Origin of the sequence: Streptomyces sp. NBC_01463 (assembly GCA_036227345.1) — a bacterium.
Taxonomy (GTDB): domain Bacteria; phylum Actinomycetota; class Actinomycetes; order Streptomycetales; family Streptomycetaceae; genus Streptomyces.
On the sequence record CP109468.1, the window covers coordinates 5,310,918 to 5,329,698 of the forward strand.

The following is an 18,781-nucleotide window of genomic DNA, read 5'->3' on the forward strand; positions in this document are numbered from 1 at the left end:
AGCCCCCCCCAGGGGTACGTGATGAAGACGGGAGGCCCCGCCACGCAACCAGGTACGTGGCGGGGCCTCCCGGCCAGGTCATGGCTCAGTACAGGTTGGCGTACGTGCCCCAGCCGCCGCCGATCCTCGCGCGGGCGCCGAACTTGCCGGTGCCGGTCGAGGTGTAGCGGTAGAGGTCGCCCTTGCCGTCGACGCCCACGAGGTCGGCCTTGCCGTCCCCGTTGATGTCGCCGGGCGCGGCCAGCTTCTTGTACGTGTTCCAGCCCCCGCCGATGCTGACGCGGGACTTGAACGGCTTCGACGCGACGCCCGTGCCCGGGTAGAGGTAGAGCGTGCCGCCGGAGGTGCGGGCGAGCAGGTCGGTGAGACCGTCGCCGTTGTAGTCACCGGCGCCGACGAGCTTGTTGTACGCGCTCCAGCCGCTGCCCACCTTGATGCGGGAGGCGAAGGCGCTGCCCGTGCCGTTGCCCCGGTACAGGTAGAGGTTGCCGGACTTGTCGCGGGCCAGCAGGTCGCCCTTGCCGTCGCCGCTCAGGTCACCGGGGCCGACGAGGCTGTTGTAGACGCCCCAGCCGTTGCCGATGGGGGAGCCGCCGATGTACAGCGTGCCGGCGTACAGCTCCATCAGCTCGGCGCGGCCGTCCTTGTCGAGGGACGACGGGAACGTGATGTTGGCCCCGCCCCAGTCCTTGGCGACGAACTGCCGGTCGGCGAACAGACCGTTGTTCTTCGGGTAGTACCAGTACAGGCTGCCCTTGGTGTCGAGACCGAGGAGCTCGTTCTTGCCGAAGTCCGGGTTTCCGCCCGCCCCGATGAACAGCGACGCCACGTTCCAGCCGGTGCCGCCGCCGGAACGGGTGAAGAAGCTGCCCGCCCCGGTGGACTCGTAGTAGTACATCGCGCCGGCCGTCGTCCGGGCGATGAGGTCGCCGAGGCCGTCGCCGTTGGCGTCGTCGACGCCGATGATCTGGTTGTAGCCGTTCCAGCCGTTGCCGACCTTCACGCGCCCCGCGAACGGCTTGGCCGTGCTGCCGGTGCCGGCGTAGAAGTAGAGCTCACCGGCGGGCGTGCGGGTGAAGAGGTCCGCGATGCCGTCGCCGGTCACGTCGTTCGCGCCGACCAGCTGGTCATAGGCGCCCCAGCCGCTGCCGACCTTGATCCGGGACTTGAACGGGTTGCTGTCGACCGCCCCGTTGGTGACGTACAGGTACAGCTCGCCCGAAGGCGTACGGGCCAGCAGGTCGCCGCGGCCGTCGCCGTTCAGGTCGCCGGGGCCGACCAGCTTGTTGTAGATCTGCCAGCCCTTGCCGGACCAGGTGGCGTAACCGGTGCTGCTGTCGCCCCAGCTCTGGAAGAGCGAGAGCGTGCCGGTGGCGGACAGCGCCAGGAACTCGGGGCCGCCGCCCCCGTCCAGGTCGCCGGGGGCGACGAGGTCCTTGTACTGCTCCTCGTAGTCGCCGTTGATCGTGTACTCGTGCGAGGCCGCGCCGGTCGACGGCTCGACGTACACACTGCCGTCGATCGCGCGGTACATGGTGTCGCTGTAACCGTCGCCGTCCACGTCGAGACGCGGCTTGGCGGGCACCACCGCGGCCGCCGCGCCGGCGACACCCTTGGCGGCCGGCTTGTGCGCCGGGTGCTCAGGGAGCGCGAGGGACGGAAGCGAGCCGAGAGCCGGTGCGGGCTGCTCGGCCGCGGTGCGGTGCGGTGCGGTGTCATCGGCCGAGGCCGGGGCGGCCAGCAGCATGCCGGCCGAGAGGACGAGGGCGGTGCAGGCCGCGATCCGCCCCGCGCGCTTCGAGCGCGCGGGCAGGGCACGACGGCCGGGTTCCACAGAAGACAAAGCCCCCCCAGGGGTAAGTGGTGGAACCGGGAGAAACGCCTTCACAGGTGCATTACATGCAGGGTGAAGCATTCCCGGGATGGTCACAGACTCTACAACTGTGACCAGCGGGACTGAAGTGCTTTATGGATGAACGATGTCTCGGATCGGACACACGTCGGACATGTGCCGTGCCGCAATCCGGACACTTCCCCTCAGCTCTTGCGATGCCCTATCAGTCGCGGCTTCGACTCCAGGTTCTCCAGGCCGTGCCAGGCCAGATTCACCAGATGGGCCGCGACCTCCGCCTTCTTCGGCTTGCGGGCGTTCACCCACCACTGGCCCGTCAGCGCCACCATGCCCACCAGCGCCTGCGCGTACAGCGGCGCCAGCTTCGCGTCGAAGCCCCGGGCCTTGAACTCCAGACCCAGGATGTCCTCCACCTGCGTGGCGATGTCACTGATCAGCGAGGCGAACGTGCCCGTCGACTGGGCGACCGGCGAGTCACGGACCAGGATGCGGAAACCGTCCGTATACGTCTCGATGTAGTCCAGCAGCGCGAACGCCGCCTGCTCCAGCAGCTCACGCGGGTGGCCGGCGGTCAGCGCGGTGTTCACCATCTCCAGGAGCTGACGCATCTCCCGGTCCACCACCACCGCGTACAGCCCCTCCTTGCCGCCGAAGTGCTCGTACACCACCGGCTTGGAGACCCCGGCACGCGCCGCGATCTCCTCCACGGACGTGCCCTCGAACCCCTTGTCGGCGAAGAGCGTGCGACCGATGTCCAGCAGCTGCTCGCGGCGTTCCTTCCCGGTCATCCGCACCCGGCGGGTCCGCCGGGCAGAGGGTGCACGGGTGTTCTCGCTGCTTGTGCTTCCATCGGTCGCCACGTCGTCAATCATGCCGCGTCGGCCCGCGCGGGGTGGCGCCGGGACTCGATACGCGCGGAGTCGGGCCAGCGCACATCGGTCGCCCAGCCCAGCTTCTCGAACCAGCGGATCAGTCGCGCACTCGAATCGATCTGACCCCGCATCACGCCGTGCCGCGCACTCGTCGGGTCGGCGTGGTGCAGGTTGTGCCAGGACTCACCGCACGACAGGACCGCCAGCCACCACACGTTGCCCGACTTGTCGCGGGACCTGAACGGGCGCTTGCCGACCGCGTGACAGATCGAGTTGATCGACCAGGTCACATGGTGCAGCAGGGCCACCCGCACCAGCGAGCCCCAGAAGAACGCGGTCGCCGCACCCCACCAGGACATCGTGACCAGACCGCCCACCAGCGGCGGAATGGCCAGCGAGACGATCGTGAAGGAGAGGAAGTGGCGGGAGATCCAGCGGATCGCCGGGTCCCGGATCAGATCGGGGGCGTACTTCTGCTGCGGCGTCCTCTCCTCGTCGAACATCCAGGCGATGTGCGCCCACCAGAGGCCCTTCATCAGGGCCGGCAGCGTCTCGCCGAAACGCCACGGCGAATGCGGGTCGCCCTCGGCGTCCGAGAAACGGTGATGCTTGCGGTGATCGGCGACCCAGCGGACCACCGGGCCCTCCACGGCCAGCGAACCCGCCACGGCCAGGGCGATACGGAGCGGACGCTTCGCCTTGAACGAACCATGCGTGAAGTAGCGGTGGAAACCGATCGTGATGCCATGGCAGCCGATGAAGTACATCGCCACCAGCAGACCCACATCGAGCCAGCTCACACCGCGGCCCCAGGCCAGCGGCACCGCCGCGACCAGCGCCACGAACGGCACGACGATGAACAGCAGGAGCGCGATCTGCTCGATCGACCGCTTGTTGTCCCCGCCGAGCGTGGCGAGGGGAAGATCCTGACCGTCGGCCGCCTGTGCGGCCTCGATCACTTCGGGGCTGGACTTCATGGGGAGTCCCCTGTGGGTAGGAAAGCAGCGGACAGTCGGGGCTACGCACCCGTAACCTACGGCGTCGTAAGTATGGCAGCGCGAAGGCCCGCCACACGAGAGGACGGCGGAGCAGGCACGGACGGGCGCCATACGGGGTAGGGGGACACACGGCGCACCCATCACGTACCCCCATGAACAGCGGGTACCCGTCGGGGCGCGAACAGCACCGACAGCACGGACACCTATCCTGGAGAGGTCGGACAGCGCGGTCCGCACCCTGCCACCCGGGGGGTCGCGTCGGCACCGCAGCCGGCCGCGGGCCCCGGATCCCGTGCTCAACCACTGCAAGGAGCCGCACACTGTGAGCAGTGCCGACCAGACCCCTGCCGCCAGCCCCGAGCTGCGCGCCGACATCCGCCGCCTCGGTGACCTGCTGGGCGAGACCCTGGTACGCCAGGAAGGCCAGGAGCTCCTCGACCTCGTCGAGCGCGTCCGCGCCCTGACCCGCACCGACGGCGAGGCCGCCGCCGAACTCCTCGGCGACACGGACCTGGAGACCGCCGCACAGCTCGTGCGCGCCTTCTCCACCTACTTCCACCTCGCCAACGTCACCGAGCAGGTGCACCGCGCCCACGAGATGCGCGACCGGCGCGCCGCCGAGGGCGGGCTCCTCGCCCGCACCGCCGACCGCCTCAAGGACGCCGACCCCGAGCACCTGCGGGCCACCGTCAAGAACCTCAACGTACGGCCCGTCTTCACCGCGCACCCCACCGAAGCCGCGCGGCGCTCCGTACTCAACAAGCTCCGCCGCATCGCCGCACTCCTGGAGACCCCGGTCATCGAGGCCGACCGGCGCCGCCAGGACATCCGGCTCGCCGAGAACATCGACCTCATCTGGCAGACCGACGAGCTGCGCGTGGTCCGCCCGGAGCCCGCCGACGAGGCCCGCAACGCCATCTACTACCTCGACGAGCTCCACGCCAACGCCGTGGGCGACGTCCTGGAGGACCTGGCCGCCGAGCTGGAGCGCGTCGGCGTCGAACTGCCCGCCGGCACCCGCCCGCTCACCTTCGGCACCTGGATCGGCGGCGACCGCGACGGCAACCCCAACGTGACGCCCGCCGTCACCTGGGAGGTGCTGATCCTCCAGCACGAGCACGGCATCACCGACGCCCTCGAACTCGTCGACCAGCTGCGCGGACTCCTCTCCAACTCCATCCGCTACACCGGAGCCACCGACGAGCTCCTCACCTCCCTTCAGACCGATCTGGAACAGCTCCCCGAGATCAGCCCCCGCTACAAGCGGCTGAACGCCGAGGAGCCCTACCGGCTCAAGGCCACCTGCATCCGGCAGAAGCTCGTCAACACCCGCGAGCGCCTCGCCTCCGGCACCCCGCACCGCCCCGGCTGCGACTACCTCGGCACCGCCGAGCTCATCGCCGACCTGGCCCTCATCCAGACCTCGCTGCGCAAGCACAAGGCCGGCATCGTCGCCGACGGCCGGATGGACCGCACCATCCGCACGCTGAACGCCTTCGGCCTCCAGCTCGCCACCATGGACGTCCGCGAACACGCCGACGCCCACCACCACGCGCTCGGCCAGCTCTTCGACCGCCTCGGCGAGGAGTCCTGGCGCTACGCCGACATGCCGCGCGACTACCGGCAGAAGCTCCTCGCCAAGGAGCTCCGCTCCCGCCGGCCGCTCGCCCCGACCCCGGCCCCGCTCGACGCCGCGGGCGAGAAGACCCTCGGCGTCTTCCACACCATCAGCCAGGCCTTCGAGCGCTTCGGCCCCGAAGTCATCGAGTCCTACATCATCTCGATGTGCCAGGGCGCCGACGACGTCTTCGCCGCCGCCGTCCTCGCCCGCGAGGCAGGCCTCCTCGACCTGCACGGCGGCTGGGCCAAGATCGGCATCGTCCCGCTCCTGGAGACCACCGACGAGCTCAAGGCCGCCGACGTCATCCTCGACGAGATGCTCGCCGACCCCTCCTACCGCCGCCTCGTATCGCTCCGCGGCGACGTCCAGGAGGTCATGCTCGGCTACTCCGACTCCTCCAAGTTCGGCGGCATCACCACCTCCCAGTGGGAGATCCACCGCGCCCAGCGCCGGCTCCGCGACGTCGCCCACCGCTACGGCGTACGGCTGCGCCTCTTCCACGGCCGCGGCGGCACCGTCGGCCGCGGCGGCGGCCCCTCGCACGACGCGATCCTCGCGCAGCCCTGGGGCACCCTGGAGGGCGAGATCAAGGTGACCGAGCAGGGCGAGGTCATCTCCGACAAGTACCTCATCCCCGCGCTCGCCCGGGAGAACCTGGAACTGACCGTCGCGGCCACCCTCCAGGCCTCCGCACTGCACACCGCGCCCCGCCAGTCGGACGAGGCCCTGGCCCGCTGGGACGCGGCCATGGACACCGTCTCCGACGCCGCGCACGCCGCGTACCGCAAGCTGGTCGAGGACCCCGACCTGCCGACGTACTTCCTCGCCTCCACCCCGGTGGACCAGCTCGCCGACCTGCACCTGGGCTCGCGGCCCTCCCGCCGCCCCGGCTCGGGCGTCTCGCTCGACGGACTGCGCGCCATCCCGTGGGTGTTCGGCTGGACCCAGTCCCGGCAGATCGTGCCCGGCTGGTTCGGCGTCGGCTCCGGCCTCAAGGCCCTGCGCGAAGCCGGTCTCGACACCGTCCTCGACGAGATGCACGAGCACTGGCACTTCTTCCGGAACTTCCTCTCCAACGTGGAGATGACCCTCGCCAAGACCGACCTGCGCATCGCCCGGCACTACGTCGACACCCTCGTCCCCGACGAGCTGAAGCACGTCTTCGACGTCATCGAGGCCGAGCACGCGCTGACCGTCAGCGAGGTCCTCCGGATCACCGGCAACAGCGAACTGCTCGGCACCAGCCCGGTGCTCCAGCAGACCTTCGCCATCCGCGACGCCTACCTGGACCCGATCTCCTACCTCCAGGTCTCGCTGCTGGCCCGCCAGCGCCAGGCGGCCGAGCGCGGCGAGGAAGCCGACCCGCTGCTCGCCCGGGCCCTGCTGCTCACCGTCAACGGTGTCGCGGCCGGCCTGCGCAACACCGGCTGACCCACCCCGACGCGGGCGGGGTCCGGCTCACAGGGCGACGAAAGCCGCCACGAGCAGGACCCCACCCGCGATCCCGGTGAACCAGGCGGTCCGGGTCAGCCGCAGACCGCCGCCGATCACCAGCGCGGCCAGCAGCAGCGCCCCGCCCAACGGCACCCACGCATGCAGGAAACCCGGCGTCCCGGTCCGCACCACCTCGGCCGTCCCGGGCTTCACCACCACGGGAAACCGGTCACCCTTGCGGGCCGCCACGGACTTGTCGACCGACACCCGGGCCCGCGGCTGCGCATCCTCCGACGCCGCGAACGGCCCCGTGCAGACATCGTCGCCGCACCCCGTGACCGTCAGCGTGCCGTGCTCACGCCCCTTGGCCAGCACGATGTGCTGCGCCGAGTCCCACGAGGACAGCACACCCGCGACGAGCAGCAGCAGGACGACACAGCCCAGCGCCGCGCTGCGGCCGTACTGCAGGGCACGGTGGGAGGAGCTGCGGTTCATGGTGGCCGATCCTTGGCCAGGGCCCTGCGGTCGGTCAAGCCGTGGCCGAAAACAGCCCGGTTACCGACGCGTATGTCAGGAGTTGTACGCGCCCTGCGCGCGCTCCAGACCCTCCGCGAGCAGGCACTCCACCGAGTCCGCCGCCCGGTCCACCAGGAACGCCAGCTCCTTGCGCTCCGTGGACGAGAAGTCCTTCAGCACGAAGTCCGCGACCTGCATCCGGCCCGGCGGACGCCCGATCCCGAACCGGATCCGGTGATAGTCCGCACCCATCGACTTCGTCATCGACTTCAGCCCGTTGTGACCGTTGTCGCCACCGCCCAGCTTCAGCCGCAGCGTCCCGTAGTCGATGTCCAGCTCGTCGTGGACGGCCACGACATGATCCAGCGGCACCTTGTAGAAATCGCGCAGCCCCGCGACCGGACCGCCCGACAGGTTCATGTACGACATCGGCTTCGCCACCACCACCCGGCGGCTCGACGGACCGGGCGGACCGATCCGGCCCTCCAGCACCTGCGCCTGCGCCTTCGGCGCCCGCTTGAACTTCCCCCCGATCCGCTCCGCGAGCAGATCGGCGACCATGAAACCGACGTTGTGCCGGTTCGCCGCGTACTCGGGACCGGGATTGCCCAGGCCCACGATCAGCCAGGGGTCATTGGCGTCGGACATCGCGCTGGGTCTCCTCGGGTACGAGCGGGTGGCGGACAGCAGAACGGGGCGGCGGCCTCCGGTACGGAGATCCGCCACCCCGTCAGTCAAGCAGGTGGGACGAACCCTCTAGGCGTCGGCGCCCTCGGCCTCGGCGGCCTCGGCGGTCGGCTCCTCGACCTGAGCGGTGACGACCTGGAGCACGACGGCGTCCTCGTCACCGGCCAGCACGGAGCCCTTGGGCAGCGGGATGTCCTTGGCGAGGATGGAGGCGCCGGCGTCCAGGCCCGCGATGGAGACCGTGACGGACTCGGGGATGTGCGTGGCCTCGGCCTCGACGAGCAGGGTGTTCTGCACGTACTCGAGCAGGTTGCCGCCCGGGGCCAGCTCGCCCTCGACGTGCACCGCGATCTCGACCTCGACCTTCTCGCCGCGCTTCACGGTCAGCAGGTCGACGTGCTCGATGTTGCCCTTGAGGGCGTTGCGCTGCACGGCCTTCGGGATGACCAGGGCGTCCTTGCCGTCGATCTCGAGACCGATGAGGACGTTGGCCGTACGGAGCGCGAGCTGCAGCTCGTGGGCCGGCAGCGTGATGTGGACCGCGTCGGCGCCGTGGCCGTAGACGACCGCGGGAACCAGGTTGGCACGACGGGTACGACGGGCAGCGCCCTTGCCGAACTCCGAACGGACCGCGGCGTTGAGCTTGATCTCGGCCATGACTGCACTCCTCGTAAGGTGACAAAACTGCGGAAGGTCACCCGGCCCACGACAGGCCTGCTACGAAGAGCGCGTCGATAACGGACCGCCGTACCTATGAGTACGGCCTCCCTCGCCGAGCAACTCGCTGAGTCTACCCGGCGGGGAGGCCGCGCCCAAAGTGGATCTTCCGTGACCTTCCCCGGAGGGGAGAGGCCTACGGGGAAGTGCCTACTGCTCCTCGAAGAGGCTCGTGACCGAACCGTCCTCGAAGACCTCGCGCACCGCACGCGCGATCGTCGGCGCGATCGACAGCACCGTGATCTTGTCGAGCTCCAGCTCGCCCGGGGTCGGCAGGGTGTCCGTGAACACGAACTCGCTGACCTTCGAGTTCTTCAGCCGGTCCGCGGCCGGACCCGAGAGCACACCGTGCGTCGCCGTCACTATGACGTCCTCGGCACCGTGCGCGAACAGGGCGTCCGCGGCGGCACAGATCGTGCCACCCGTGTCGATCATGTCGTCGACCAGGACACAGACCCGGCCCTCGACGTTGCCCACGACCTCGTGGACGCTGACCTGGTTCGGGACGTCCTTGTCGCGGCGCTTGTGCACGATCGCCAGCGGCGCGTCCAGACGGTCGCACCAGCGGTCGGCGACACGGACCCGGCCGGCGTCCGGCGAGACGATCGTCAGCTTCGAGCGGTCGACCTTCGCGCCGACGTAGTCGGCCAGGATCGGCAGCGCGAAGAGATGGTCGACCGGACCGTCGAAGAAGCCCTGGATCTGGTCCGTGTGCAGGTCGACGGTGAGGATGCGGTCCGCACCCGCCGTCTTCATCAGGTCCGCGATCAGCCGCGCCGAGATCGGCTCGCGACCGCGGTGCTTCTTGTCCTGGCGGGCGTAGCCGTAGAACGGCACGATCACCGTGATGGAGCGGGCCGACGCGCGCTTCAGCGCGTCCAGCATGATGAGCTGCTCCATGATCCACTTGTTGATCGGAGCCGTGTGGCTCTGGATCAGGAAGCAGTCGGCGCCGCGGGCGGACTCCTGGAAGCGGACGTAGATCTCACCGTTGGCGAAATCGAAGGCCTTCGTCGGCACGAGGCCGACACCCAGCTGGTGCGCAACCTCCTCGGCCAGCTCGGGGTGGGCGCGGCCGGAGAAGAACATCAGTTTCTTCTCGCCGGTCGTCTTGATCCCGGTCACAGCACAGTCTCCTCAGACGTGTTCCTGGCGCTGCACGCAGATGTCCCGATGTGCAACGAGCCAGCCGAAATGGGGTGAGCATCTATCACGGTACGCCGTGCGCGACGCACCTGTTTCCGGTCAGCTTTCGCCGGCGGTGTCCTCCACCGCGGCCTGAGCCGCCTGCGCGGCCGCGCTGCCCGGACGCTTCCGGGCCACCCAACCCTCGATATTCCTTTGCTGGCCACGGGCCACGGCCAGCGAACCGGAGGGCACGTCCTTGGTGATGACCGAGCCGGCCGCGGTGTAGACACCGTCCCCGACCGTGACGGGCGCCACAAACATATTGTCCGAACCGGTCCGGCAGTGCGAGCCGATCGTCGTGTGGTGCTTGGCCACGCCGTCGTAGTTCACGAAGACGCTCGCGGCACCGATGTTGGTGTGGTCGCCGATGGTCGCGTCGCCGACGTACGACAGGTGGGGAACCTTCGTGCCCTCGCCGATCGTCGCGTTCTTCATCTCCACGTACGTACCGGCCTTGGACTTCGCGCCCATCCGCGTCCCCGGCCGCAGATACGCGAACGGGCCGACCGAGGCGCCCGGGCCGATCTCGGCGCTGTACGCCACCGCGTTGTCCACCCGCGCACCCGCGTGCACGACGGTGTCCGTCAGCCGGGTGTTCGGGCCGACCTCGGCGTCCTCCGCGAGGTGCGTGGCACCCAGCAGCTGCGTACCCGGGTGCACGATCGCGTCCCGCTCGAACGTCACGGTCACGTCGATCAGCGTCGACGCCGGATCCACGACGGTCACCCCGGCGGTCATCGCCCGCTCCAGCAGCCGCTGGTTCAGCAGCCGGCGGGCCTCGGCCAGCTGTACCCGGTTGTTGATCCCGAGGATCTCCCGGTGGTCCCCGGCGACCGAGGCGCCGACCCGGTGCCCCGCCTCGCGCAGGATCGACAGCACATCGGTGAGGTACTCCTCGCCCTGGCTGTTGTCGGTGCGGACCTTGCCGAGCGCGTCCGTGAGCAGCTGCCCGTCGAACGCGAACACCCCGGAGTTGATCTCCCGGATCGCGCGCTGCGCGTCGGTGGCGTCCTTGTGCTCGACGATCTCGGTGACCGAGCCGGTCGCCGCGTCGCGCACGATCCGGCCGTAGCCGGTGGAGTCGGGGACCTCGGCGCTCAGCACGGTGACGGCGTTGCCGTCGGCGGTGTGGGTGGCGGCGAGCGCGGACAGCGTCTCGCCGGACAGCAGCGGGGTGTCGCCGCAGACGACGATCACGGTGCCCTCGACGGTCCCGCCCAGCTCGTCGAGCGCGACGCGCACCGCGTTCCCGGTGCCCTTCTGCTCGGCCTGGTAGGCGGTGCGCACCTGGGCGTCCGCGGCGGTGAGGTGAGCGGTGACGTGCTCGCTCGCGTGGCCGACGACCACGACGAGGTGCTGCGGTTCCAGCTCGCGGGAGGCCGCGACGACATGTCCGACGAGCGAACGCCCGGAGATCTCGTGCAGGACCTTGGGGGTCTTCGACTTCATGCGGGTGCCCTCACCCGCTGCGAGGACGACGACGGCTGCCGGGCGTACGGAGCTCACGGATATGCCCTTCGGCTTCGGGTGGTGGACATCCGCAGGATACCGGGGGGTGCTGAGCCGGACATGAGTGCGGGCCCCGACCGGTGAGGTCGGGGCCCGCGACAAGGGCTCCCGGGGAAGGAATCGAACCCTCATTCAATGGACCAAAACCATTTGTCCTGCCTTTAGACGACCCGGGATAGTTTTGTCTTTATGTCCGAATTTTCGGTTCGGGCGAAAGTGCAGCACCTACTATGCCGTACCACCAGCCCTCAATGCGACGGTAAAGATCAGCACTTTGTAGTACATGGATCGCAAGGCAACCTCGGTAGTTTTCACCGATGTTCTTCCGGACGGTGGCGGGGCGGTGCTTCTTCAGCGTCGTCTTGCCGAACCGTGAGCGGTCGGCGCCCGTGTGCTCCACCCAGAAGCGTTCGGCTTCGGCGACGTCCGCGGTCTCATGGATGTTCACATGGAACTTGAGCCGCTCGGGCGTGACGTCGAGCAGGCGCAGCCAGGCGAGGAAGACCCCGATCACATCGGGATCGCTGTTGATGAAGGAGACGCGCTCCGACCGGCGGTGGGGCTTGGATTTGGACCCCTCCGCCCAATAGAGCGCCACGCCTGCCAGGAACAGCTCGCGGTCGGTCAGGGAGGCGGTCTCCTGACGGGCCGCCTCCCTCGTCCGTCGGCGCTCGGTCTCGCGCCTGTGCAGTGTTGCGTCCCAGCCGCGCCGGGCGATGGCGGAGGCTTCCTCCCGGCTGCGCCGCGGTGGCCTGGGGAGGTCCCGCACCCACAGTGAGATCGAGCTCTTCGAGCACCCCAGCTCCACCTGGATCCGGTCGTACGTCATCCCCTCCTGCCGCAGCTCCCGCGCCCTGGCTCGCAGTTCGTCCTTGGCGTTGGGGCGCTTCGTCCACTCCGGTGCGGGCTCGCCCTCCAGTAGGCGGTTCAGGAGGACGTTGTTGTGGACCTTGAGCCGATCGCGGATCTGGCGGCGGCTGAGGCCGTCCCGGCGCAGGGCGACGGCCTGCTCTCGCAGGGCCTCGAAGTCGGTGCATTTCATGAGTTCATCCGTCATACGGTGATCGTCGTCCGGAATGCGGACGTCCGCCGAGGGATCGGTGCGCACTCACCGGATCGGGTGATGAGCACATGATTCGAATCCGTTCGACAGTCCGACGTGCTGCGCAGGTCACCCGAAAATGAGGTGCGCCCGCCCGTACGCTGGATGCCATGACCGCAACGGGGGCAGACCGGGAAGCGGCGGGACCGACCACCCGCGGCTACTGGTGGTGGGAACGGCGACGGAGTGTCGCACTGGATGTGGGACTGGCGCTGGTATCGGCGCTGGAGTGTGCGTTGGAAGGGGTGGATTTCGCGGGGGACACCGGGCTGCCGGTGCCGCTGGGGGTGGTGTTCGGGCTGTTCGCCGGTTCCGTGCTGCTGGTGCGCCGGAAGTGGCCGATCGCCGTGGTGCTGGTGTCGATCGCGACGACGCCGGCCGAGATGGGCTTCCTGATGGGCCTGGTCGGTCTGTACACGCTGGCCGCGTCCGAGGTGCCGCGCCGGATCACCGCCGTACTGATGAGCATGTCGCTGGTGGGGACGTTCATCGTCACCTACGTACGGCTGCGGCAGGGGGTCAACGCCAACGCGGACTTCGGTCCCGGCGACTGGTACGTGCCGATGCTGTCCCTCTTCATGGCGGTCGGGCTCACCGCGCCGCCGGTGCTGTTCGGCCTGTACATAGGGGCCAGACGCCGGCTGATGGAGAGCCTGCGGGAGCGGGCGGACTCGCTGGAGCGGGAGCTGTCGCTGCTCGCGGACCGGGCCGAGGAGCGGGCCGAGTGGGCGCGTACGGAGGAGCGGACCCGGATCGCGCGGGAGATGCACGACGTGGTGGCGCACCGGGTGAGCCTGATGGTGGTCCACGCGGCGGCGCTGCAGGCGGTGGCGCCGAAGGATCCGGCGAAGGCGGTGCGCAATGCCGCGCTGGTCGGGGACATGGGGCGGCAGGCGCTGACGGAGCTGCGCGAGATGCTCGGTGTGCTGCGCACCGGGGAGCCGATGGTGGCCCGGGTGACGAAGGTGCCGCTGGCCTCGGTGGGCCGGGTGGCCCCGGTCCAGCCGGAGGACGGGCCGCGGCTGGACGAGATGGAGACGCTCGTGGGGGAGTCGCGGGCGGCGGGGATGACGGTGGAGCTTTCGGTGGAGGGCGAGGCGCGTCCGTATGCGCCGGAGGTCGAGCAGACCGCCTACCGGGTGGTGCAGGAGGCCCTGACGAACGTGCACAAGCACGCGGCGGGCGCGAAGACGTGGGTGCGTCTCGCGCACCGGGGCTCCGAGGTCGCGATGCAGGTGGAGAACGGTCCTTCGGACGCGGGGACGGCCGATGCCGGGCTGCCCAGCGGGGGCAACGGGCTGATCGGCATGCGGGAGCGGGTGCTCGGTCTGGGGGGTGTCTTCGTGTCGGGTCCGACCGACGCGGGCGGTTTCCGGGTGTCGGCGGTGCTGCCCGACGTCGGTGCGGCGTAGTAGGGAGTGACGGGCCTGGGCCGGGCCCCGGCGCGGCGTTGGGGCCCGGCCGGTCCCGGAGTCCTGGCGCCTCGATGTCCCAGCGCCTCGACGTCTCAGCCCGAGACCAGGCGTTCCGGCTGGACGCCGGTGACGAGGGTGGCGAGGGCGCTGTCGATGTCCGGGCCGAGGTACCAGTCGCCGGTGTGGTCGACGCTGTAGACGCGTCCTTCGGTGTCGATGGCGAGCACCGCCTGTCCGTCGCCCTCCTCGCCGAGGGGGGCGACTTCGGTTTCCAGGGCGCGGCCCAGGTCGCCGAGGGTGCGGGCGAGGTGGAGGCCGCTGAGGGGGTCGATGCGGACCGCCGCCGGTGCGATCTGCCGGCCGGGTGCGGTGGCGGTGATGTGGAGGCCGCCGAATTCGGCCCAGGCCTCGACGGCCGCGGGGAAGACGGCGTGCTGGTGTCCGGCGGGGGAGGCGTGCGAGCGCAGGGCGTCGGCCCATTCCTCGGCCTGGCGGATGTCCCAGCGTCCGGGCTGCCAGCCGGCGGTGCGCAGGGCGGCGTCGACGGCGACGGGGAAGCGGGTGGTGGCGTGGCGGTCCCGGTCGGCCGGGCCCGCCTGTCCGGGTAGGTCGGTGCGGTCGTGCATGGGGGCGGTCAGCCCTTCTCGGCGGTGGTGGTCGTTCCGCCCGTGGTGAGGTCGACGGGACGTACGCCGAAGTGGGCGAGCATGACGGAGCAGGAGCGGCAGGGTGCCGCGTAGCTGCCGTGCAGCGGGTCGCCGTCCTCGCGGATGCGGCGTGCGGTGAGGCGGGCGTGCTTGAGGGCCCGCCGGGCCTCGCCGTTGGTGAGGGGCTTGCGCTGGGCCCGCTTGGACCGGCCGGATTCGGCGGCGGTGAGGTGGCGGGAGAGCAGTATGGCTTCGGGGCAGCGGCCGGTGAAGCGTTCGCGCTGACCGCTGGGGAGGGTGTCGAGGAAGTCCTGGACGAGGTGGTGCAGGACGGGCGGCTGGTCGCCCTTGCCGGCGGTGCAGGTGAGCGTTTCGCCGCGTACGGACAGCGCCGCGGCCACCGCGGGCAGGATGCCGTCGCGGCGGTGGGTCAGCCGGGGGGTGTGGCCGGCTTCGGTGCTGCTCCAGCTGAGTCGTGGGTCCCCGGTGGTGACGGTCTGTGCAGAGTGTGCGGTGTGCATGGTGCTGTGTCCCTCCCGTGCCCGCAGCGGCTGCTGCCGAATGTGCACGCCCCCGTGTATGCGGGTGACAGCCTGCCAAATGTGTCGGGTCCTGTGAAAGCTGGGTCGGTGAAACGTGTCTGCGTGTCGCGCGACAGTGGCCCTGTTGTCGCTCGTCCGTCACTCCGTTGTGACGGTTGGTGACGGTTGTGGCTGTGGGGGCCAGCGGCGGGACCCGTTCCGGGGTCACCGCATAGGCTGTGCCTGGACCGCCCCCTTGGGCAGGTCGGTCCTCATCAGCCAGACGCAGCAGGGGGCAACCGCCATGACGACAGGTCGGCTCGGGCAGCAAGCCGCGCCACCGAACGCGGCCTACGCCGGGCAGCTCGTGCACTTCCCGGATCCGGTCCGGGCGTCCCGCCACCCCAGAGGTGTGCGTATGGACGGGAACGGCTGTCCGGAGTTCGCGCCGTACGCGCGCGCCGCCGCCGAGATCGCCGAGCCTCCGCAGGGCTTCGGTGTGGACGAGCTGCGGCTCACGGACTACGTGTCGGCGAACGCGGCGCTGGCGGCCAGTGGCCACGAGCTGTGGGACACGATTCCGGCGGTGGCCACCCCGCACGGCTGGACGTGGCACCACGTGCCGGGCGGCCGGCGGATGGAGCTGGTCCCGGTCGAGGTGAAGGCGCTGCTGCGGCATCACGGTGGTCTGGCGACGACCGCGGTGGACCAGGACAAGCGGGGTACGCGTCCGCTGCAGGAGACCCGGCCCGCGCACTTCCGGCTGCCGAAGGGCGCCGTGTCGGTGAGCGAGCAGCAGATCCAGGGGGTCGAGGAGGATCTCGGCTACCGGCTGCCCGGTGCGTACCGTGCGTTCCTGAAGGCGGCGGGCGGTTCGGCCCCGGTGGGTGCGGCGCTCGACGCGGAGCTGGGGCTGCTGGTCGACCAGCCGTTCTTCACGGTGCGTGAAGAGGCCGCGGTCAATGACCTGGTGTACGTCAACAAGTGCTTGCGGGACCATCTGACCAAGGACTACCTGGGGGTCGGTTTCGTCCAGGGCGGCATTCTCGCGATGAAGGTCCGGGGCGAGGGCATCGGTTCGGTGTGGTTCTGCGCGTACGACGACGCGCGTGACCGGGACGGCTGGAGTGTCCAGGAGCGCGTGGAGCGGCTGCTGCTGCCGTGCGGTGCGGACTTCGACGCGTTCCTGCAGCGTCTTGCGGGCAATCCGCCGGAGCTGGAGACGGTGGCGAACCTGATGGTGGACGGTGGCTTCGCGCGTGCCGTCCCGGTGGAGGGGTGAGCGCGATGGTGACCTTTGCGCAGGCGCAGGAGCGTGCGGACGAGTGGGTCAACGGTGACGTTCCGGCGTACCAGCACCGGGAGGTGCGGGTGCGTGAGTTCGAGCTGGGTTTCGTGGTGTGGGCCGAGGACCGTGCCGAGGGCCCGGTGTCGGACGGTGGCCGGCAGCGGCTGGTGATCGCCCGGGACAGCGGCGAGGCGACGTTGTGGCCGGGGCTGCCGGTGGGTGAGGTGATACGGCGGTACGAGGAGGAGTACGGGGCTCCTGACGGGGCGCCGTCCGCTCCGGAGCCGCCGCAGCGCATCGATCTGAATCAGACGTCGTTCCTGTTGAGCCCGCCGGAGTGGCTCCAGGAGGCGGCGGACAAGCTCGGTATTCCGGACCGGCGTGCGGAGGGGGCCGGGCAGACGCCTCCGCCGGCCGCTCCCGTACCGCCGGCCCCGCCCGCCGGGTACGAGCCGACGTCCCGTGCGGCGGTTCCGGCGTCCGCGCCGCAGCCGCCCGTCGGGGCCACGCCGTGGGCGGGCACCGACACCAACGCGGGTTCCGACGAGGGTGAGGTGGGGCTGCCGGCGACGGTGTTCGCGCCGCCGCTCTCGGGTGCGGACGACGAGGGCGAGCCGCCGCGCGTGGTCGCGGCGGACGCTCCGACCGCGCTGATGTCCGGGGGCAGCCAGCTGCCCGCGACGGCGATCGCGCCGGGGCTGCGCCCGCAGGGTCACGCGGCGCCGTCCGCGCCGTCCGCGCCGGCGCCGGTCCCGGGGCCGAACGGCCCTCCGCAGCACAGCACCGGTGGCCGTGGGTCGGGTGACATCTCGGACGAGGCGACCAGCAAGGCGGTCGTGCCGCCGCGTGGTGCGCGCGGTGGCGGTTCGACGACCCCGCCGCCGCCGGGTGCTCCCGGTACGCCGGGTGCCCGGCCGGGTGCGCCGCTGCCGCCGCCGTCGGGTCCGGGTGCGCCCGGTGCTCCGGCGGGCGGCTATGTGCCGACGCAGCTGGTGTCGCAGCTGGGCCCGCCCGGGGCCCCGCAGCCGCCCGGTGCGCCGACGCCTCCGCCCGGTGGCGATGTGCACCATGCGGCGACGATGTTCGCCGACTCGGGCTCGATCGGGCCGGTGGCCCCGCAGCCGCCCGGTCCGCCCGGGGTTCCCGGAGCTCCGCAGCCGCCCGGTCCGCCCGGGGCCCCGGGTGCGCCGCAGCCGCCCCCGCCGCCCGGTTCGACGCCGCCTCCCGGTCCGCCCGGCGGTGGTGTGCACCATGCGGCGACGATGCTCGCGGGTCCCGCTCAGTCCGGCCCCTCGGCTCCGCAGCCGCCCGGGCCGCCGGGTCCGCCCGGTGCGCCGATGGGCGGTCGGCCCGGTCCGGTGCCGCCGCCCGGCCACACCCCGCCGCCCGCGGCGTACGGGTATCCGCAGGCTCCGGCCGGTCAGCCGACCGTCGGTCCCGGGTACCAGGCGGTGCTGCGCTACCGCGCGCCGGACGGCAGTGAGCAGCAGCTGATCCGCCGCTCGGCGCCCGGTACCCCGCACCCCGAGTGGCAGATGCTGCACGAGCTGCGGGCGATGAACGTGCCGCCGCAGCAGGTCATCGAGCTGCACACGGAGCTGGAGTCGTGCGAGCTGCCGGGTGGTTACTGTGCCCGGATGATCCGGGAGACCTGGCCGCAGGTGCGGATCACGAGTGTCGCTCCGTACGGCACCGATCACGCGAGCCGGCAGCAGGGCATGCAGCATCTGCTGACGCATCAGGGCGAGCTGCACCAGGTCGCGGACGGTCCTGCGCGGCCGGCGCCGGTGCGTGCCCCGCTGCCGCAGATGCCGCCGGCGATGGCGGTGCCGCCGGAGGTGCTGGCCGAGGAGATGCTGCAGACCTTCGGGCCGCAGGGCGTGTTGCGCTTCGACCAGCGTGCCGTGTCCCGGCAGGGTGTGCCGGAGATCGTGGCGCGGACGCTGGTGTGGGCGGGTCTGCCCGCCGACTTCGGGCCGTTCTTCTGGGCGCAGCCGGGTCAGCCGGTGGTGCCGACGCTGGCGGAGCTGGCCGCGCAGCGCCAGGTGCAGCCGGCTTCCGACGCGGGGTCGTACCTCGTGATGGGCTCCGACTTCGGCCGGGCGATCTGTGTGCAGTACGGGACGGCGCACATCGTGGCCGTGCCGGTGGAGGCGGGTCCGGGCGGGCAGCCGGTGCCGCCGCAGTTCGTGAACACGGGGCTGCCGGAGTTCACCCGGTCGATGGCGCTGCTGGGCCGGATGTGGCGGCTGCGGTTCGGGCTGAATCCTGAGCAGGCGGGCCGTTGGACGGTCGACTTCCAGGCGCAGTTGGTGGCGCTGGACCCGGCGGCGCTGGCGTCGCCGGAGAGCTGGTGGTCGGTGCTGCTGGAGCAGATGTGGGACGGGCTGATCTGACCTTCCGGTCGGGCGCGG

Annotated in this window: 15 protein-coding genes and 1 tRNA gene; 4 read left to right on the forward strand and 12 right to left on the reverse strand. The window is 70.8% G+C overall.

Features of this window, described 5'->3' with window-relative positions; genetic code table 11:
* Positions 1-85 precede the first annotated feature (85 nt).
* The 3 genes from OG521_23620 to OG521_23630 form a co-directional block, all read right to left on the reverse strand.
* Entirely contained in the window at positions 86-1,747 is a 1,662-nt protein-coding gene (locus OG521_23620) for a VCBS repeat-containing protein (GenBank protein WUW26777.1), read from the reverse strand.
* Positions 1,748-2,037: 290 nt separating this feature from the next.
* Positions 2,038-2,724 (reverse strand): TetR/AcrR family transcriptional regulator, encoded by a 687-nt coding sequence (locus tag OG521_23625; protein WUW23599.1) that lies wholly within the window; start codon positions 2,722-2,724, stop codon positions 2,038-2,040.
* Positions 2,721-3,701 (reverse strand): fatty acid desaturase, encoded by a 981-nt coding sequence (locus OG521_23630; protein WUW23600.1) that lies wholly within the window; start codon positions 3,699-3,701, stop codon positions 2,721-2,723. Before OG521_23630 ends, OG521_23625 begins: the two co-directional genes overlap by 4 nt.
* A gap of 343 nt (positions 3,702-4,044) precedes the next feature.
* Here OG521_23630 and ppc point away from each other — a divergent pair, with 343 nt between their 5' ends.
* Positions 4,045-6,774, forward strand: a complete 2,730-nt coding sequence (gene ppc / locus OG521_23635) for a phosphoenolpyruvate carboxylase (GenBank protein WUW23601.1) — start codon at positions 4,045-4,047, stop codon at positions 6,772-6,774.
* A gap of 27 nt (positions 6,775-6,801) precedes the next feature.
* Here ppc and OG521_23640 read toward each other — a convergent pair whose 3' ends face one another.
* The 7 genes from OG521_23640 to OG521_23670 all read right to left on the reverse strand — a co-directional run bounded on the left by OG521_23640 (position 6,802) and on the right by OG521_23670 (position 12,451).
* A complete protein-coding gene (locus OG521_23640) occupies positions 6,802-7,272 on the reverse strand; it encodes a hypothetical protein (GenBank protein WUW23602.1) in 471 nt (156 codons plus the stop codon).
* A gap of 75 nt (positions 7,273-7,347) precedes the next feature.
* Entirely contained in the window at positions 7,348-7,941 is a 594-nt protein-coding gene (gene pth / locus OG521_23645) for an aminoacyl-tRNA hydrolase (protein WUW23603.1), read from the reverse strand.
* A gap of 108 nt (positions 7,942-8,049) precedes the next feature.
* On the reverse strand, positions 8,050-8,637 hold the full coding sequence (locus OG521_23650) for a 50S ribosomal protein L25/general stress protein Ctc (GenBank protein WUW23604.1): 588 nt from the start codon (positions 8,635-8,637) through the stop codon (positions 8,050-8,052).
* 210 nt (positions 8,638-8,847) lie between these two features.
* Positions 8,848-9,822 (reverse strand): ribose-phosphate diphosphokinase, encoded by a 975-nt coding sequence (locus tag OG521_23655; protein ID WUW23605.1) that lies wholly within the window; start codon positions 9,820-9,822, stop codon positions 8,848-8,850.
* Positions 9,823-9,942: 120 nt separating this feature from the next.
* On the reverse strand, positions 9,943-11,391 hold the full coding sequence (gene glmU, locus OG521_23660) for a bifunctional UDP-N-acetylglucosamine diphosphorylase/glucosamine-1-phosphate N-acetyltransferase GlmU (GenBank protein ID WUW23606.1): 1,449 nt from the start codon (positions 11,389-11,391) through the stop codon (positions 9,943-9,945).
* A 108-nt stretch (positions 11,392-11,499) separates the two neighbouring features.
* Positions 11,500-11,570: transfer RNA gene (locus tag OG521_23665), tRNA-Gln, on the reverse strand.
* An 11-nt stretch (positions 11,571-11,581) separates the two neighbouring features.
* On the reverse strand, positions 11,582-12,451 hold the full coding sequence (locus OG521_23670; GenBank protein ID WUW23607.1) for a hypothetical protein: 870 nt from the start codon (positions 12,449-12,451) through the stop codon (positions 11,582-11,584).
* 155 nt (positions 12,452-12,606) lie between these two features.
* Here OG521_23670 and OG521_23675 point away from each other — a divergent pair, with 155 nt between their 5' ends.
* Positions 12,607-13,908, forward strand: a complete 1,302-nt coding sequence (locus OG521_23675; GenBank protein ID WUW23608.1) for a histidine kinase — start codon at positions 12,607-12,609, stop codon at positions 13,906-13,908.
* 95 nt (positions 13,909-14,003) lie between these two features.
* Here OG521_23675 and OG521_23680 read toward each other — a convergent pair whose 3' ends face one another.
* Both OG521_23680 and OG521_23685 read right to left on the reverse strand, forming a co-directional pair.
* A complete protein-coding gene (locus OG521_23680) occupies positions 14,004-14,537 on the reverse strand; it encodes an SUKH-3 domain-containing protein (GenBank protein WUW23609.1) in 534 nt (177 codons plus the stop codon).
* Positions 14,538-14,545: 8 nt separating this feature from the next.
* Positions 14,546-15,079: a YwqJ-related putative deaminase gene (locus OG521_23685; protein ID WUW23610.1), complete on the reverse strand. Its 534-nt coding sequence runs from the start codon at positions 15,077-15,079 to the stop codon at positions 14,546-14,548.
* A 304-nt stretch (positions 15,080-15,383) separates the two neighbouring features.
* Between OG521_23685 and OG521_23690 the strand changes: the two genes are divergently transcribed.
* Both OG521_23690 and OG521_23695 read left to right on the forward strand, forming a co-directional pair.
* Positions 15,384-16,361: an SMI1/KNR4 family protein gene (locus OG521_23690; GenBank protein WUW23611.1), complete on the forward strand. Its 978-nt coding sequence runs from the start codon at positions 15,384-15,386 to the stop codon at positions 16,359-16,361.
* A gap of 5 nt (positions 16,362-16,366) precedes the next feature.
* Positions 16,367-18,763 (forward strand): SUKH-4 family immunity protein, encoded by a 2,397-nt coding sequence (locus OG521_23695; protein ID WUW23612.1) that lies wholly within the window; start codon positions 16,367-16,369, stop codon positions 18,761-18,763.
* The last annotated feature ends 18 nt before the right edge of the window (positions 18,764-18,781 follow it).

Excerpts from the sequence above, each read along its gene's own strand:
- OG521_23625 (WUW23599.1), bottom strand. The coding sequence starts at position 2,724 with ATGATTGACGACGTGGCGACCGATGGAAGCACAAGCAGCGAGAACACC.
- OG521_23680 (WUW23609.1), bottom strand. The coding sequence starts at position 14,537 with ATGCACGACCGCACCGACCTACCCGGACAGGCGGGCCCGGCCGACCGG.
- OG521_23650 (WUW23604.1), bottom strand. The coding sequence starts at position 8,637 with ATGGCCGAGATCAAGCTCAACGCCGCGGTCCGTTCGGAGTTCGGCAAG.
- OG521_23690 (WUW23611.1), top strand. The coding sequence starts at position 15,384 with ATGACGACAGGTCGGCTCGGGCAGCAAGCCGCGCCACCGAACGCGGCC.
- OG521_23630 (WUW23600.1), bottom strand. The coding sequence starts at position 3,701 with ATGAAGTCCAGCCCCGAAGTGATCGAGGCCGCACAGGCGGCCGACGGT.
- OG521_23670 (WUW23607.1), bottom strand. The coding sequence starts at position 12,451 with ATGACGGATGAACTCATGAAATGCACCGACTTCGAGGCCCTGCGAGAG.
- OG521_23620 (WUW26777.1), bottom strand. The coding sequence starts at position 1,747 with ATGCTGCTGGCCGCCCCGGCCTCGGCCGATGACACCGCACCGCACCGC.
- OG521_23695 (WUW23612.1), top strand. The coding sequence starts at position 16,367 with ATGGTGACCTTTGCGCAGGCGCAGGAGCGTGCGGACGAGTGGGTCAAC.
- OG521_23685 (WUW23610.1), bottom strand. The coding sequence starts at position 15,079 with ATGCACACCGCACACTCTGCACAGACCGTCACCACCGGGGACCCACGA.
- OG521_23675 (WUW23608.1), top strand. The coding sequence starts at position 12,607 with ATGACCGCAACGGGGGCAGACCGGGAAGCGGCGGGACCGACCACCCGC.
- OG521_23640 (WUW23602.1), bottom strand. The coding sequence starts at position 7,272 with ATGAACCGCAGCTCCTCCCACCGTGCCCTGCAGTACGGCCGCAGCGCG.
- pth (WUW23603.1), bottom strand. The coding sequence starts at position 7,941 with ATGTCCGACGCCAATGACCCCTGGCTGATCGTGGGCCTGGGCAATCCC.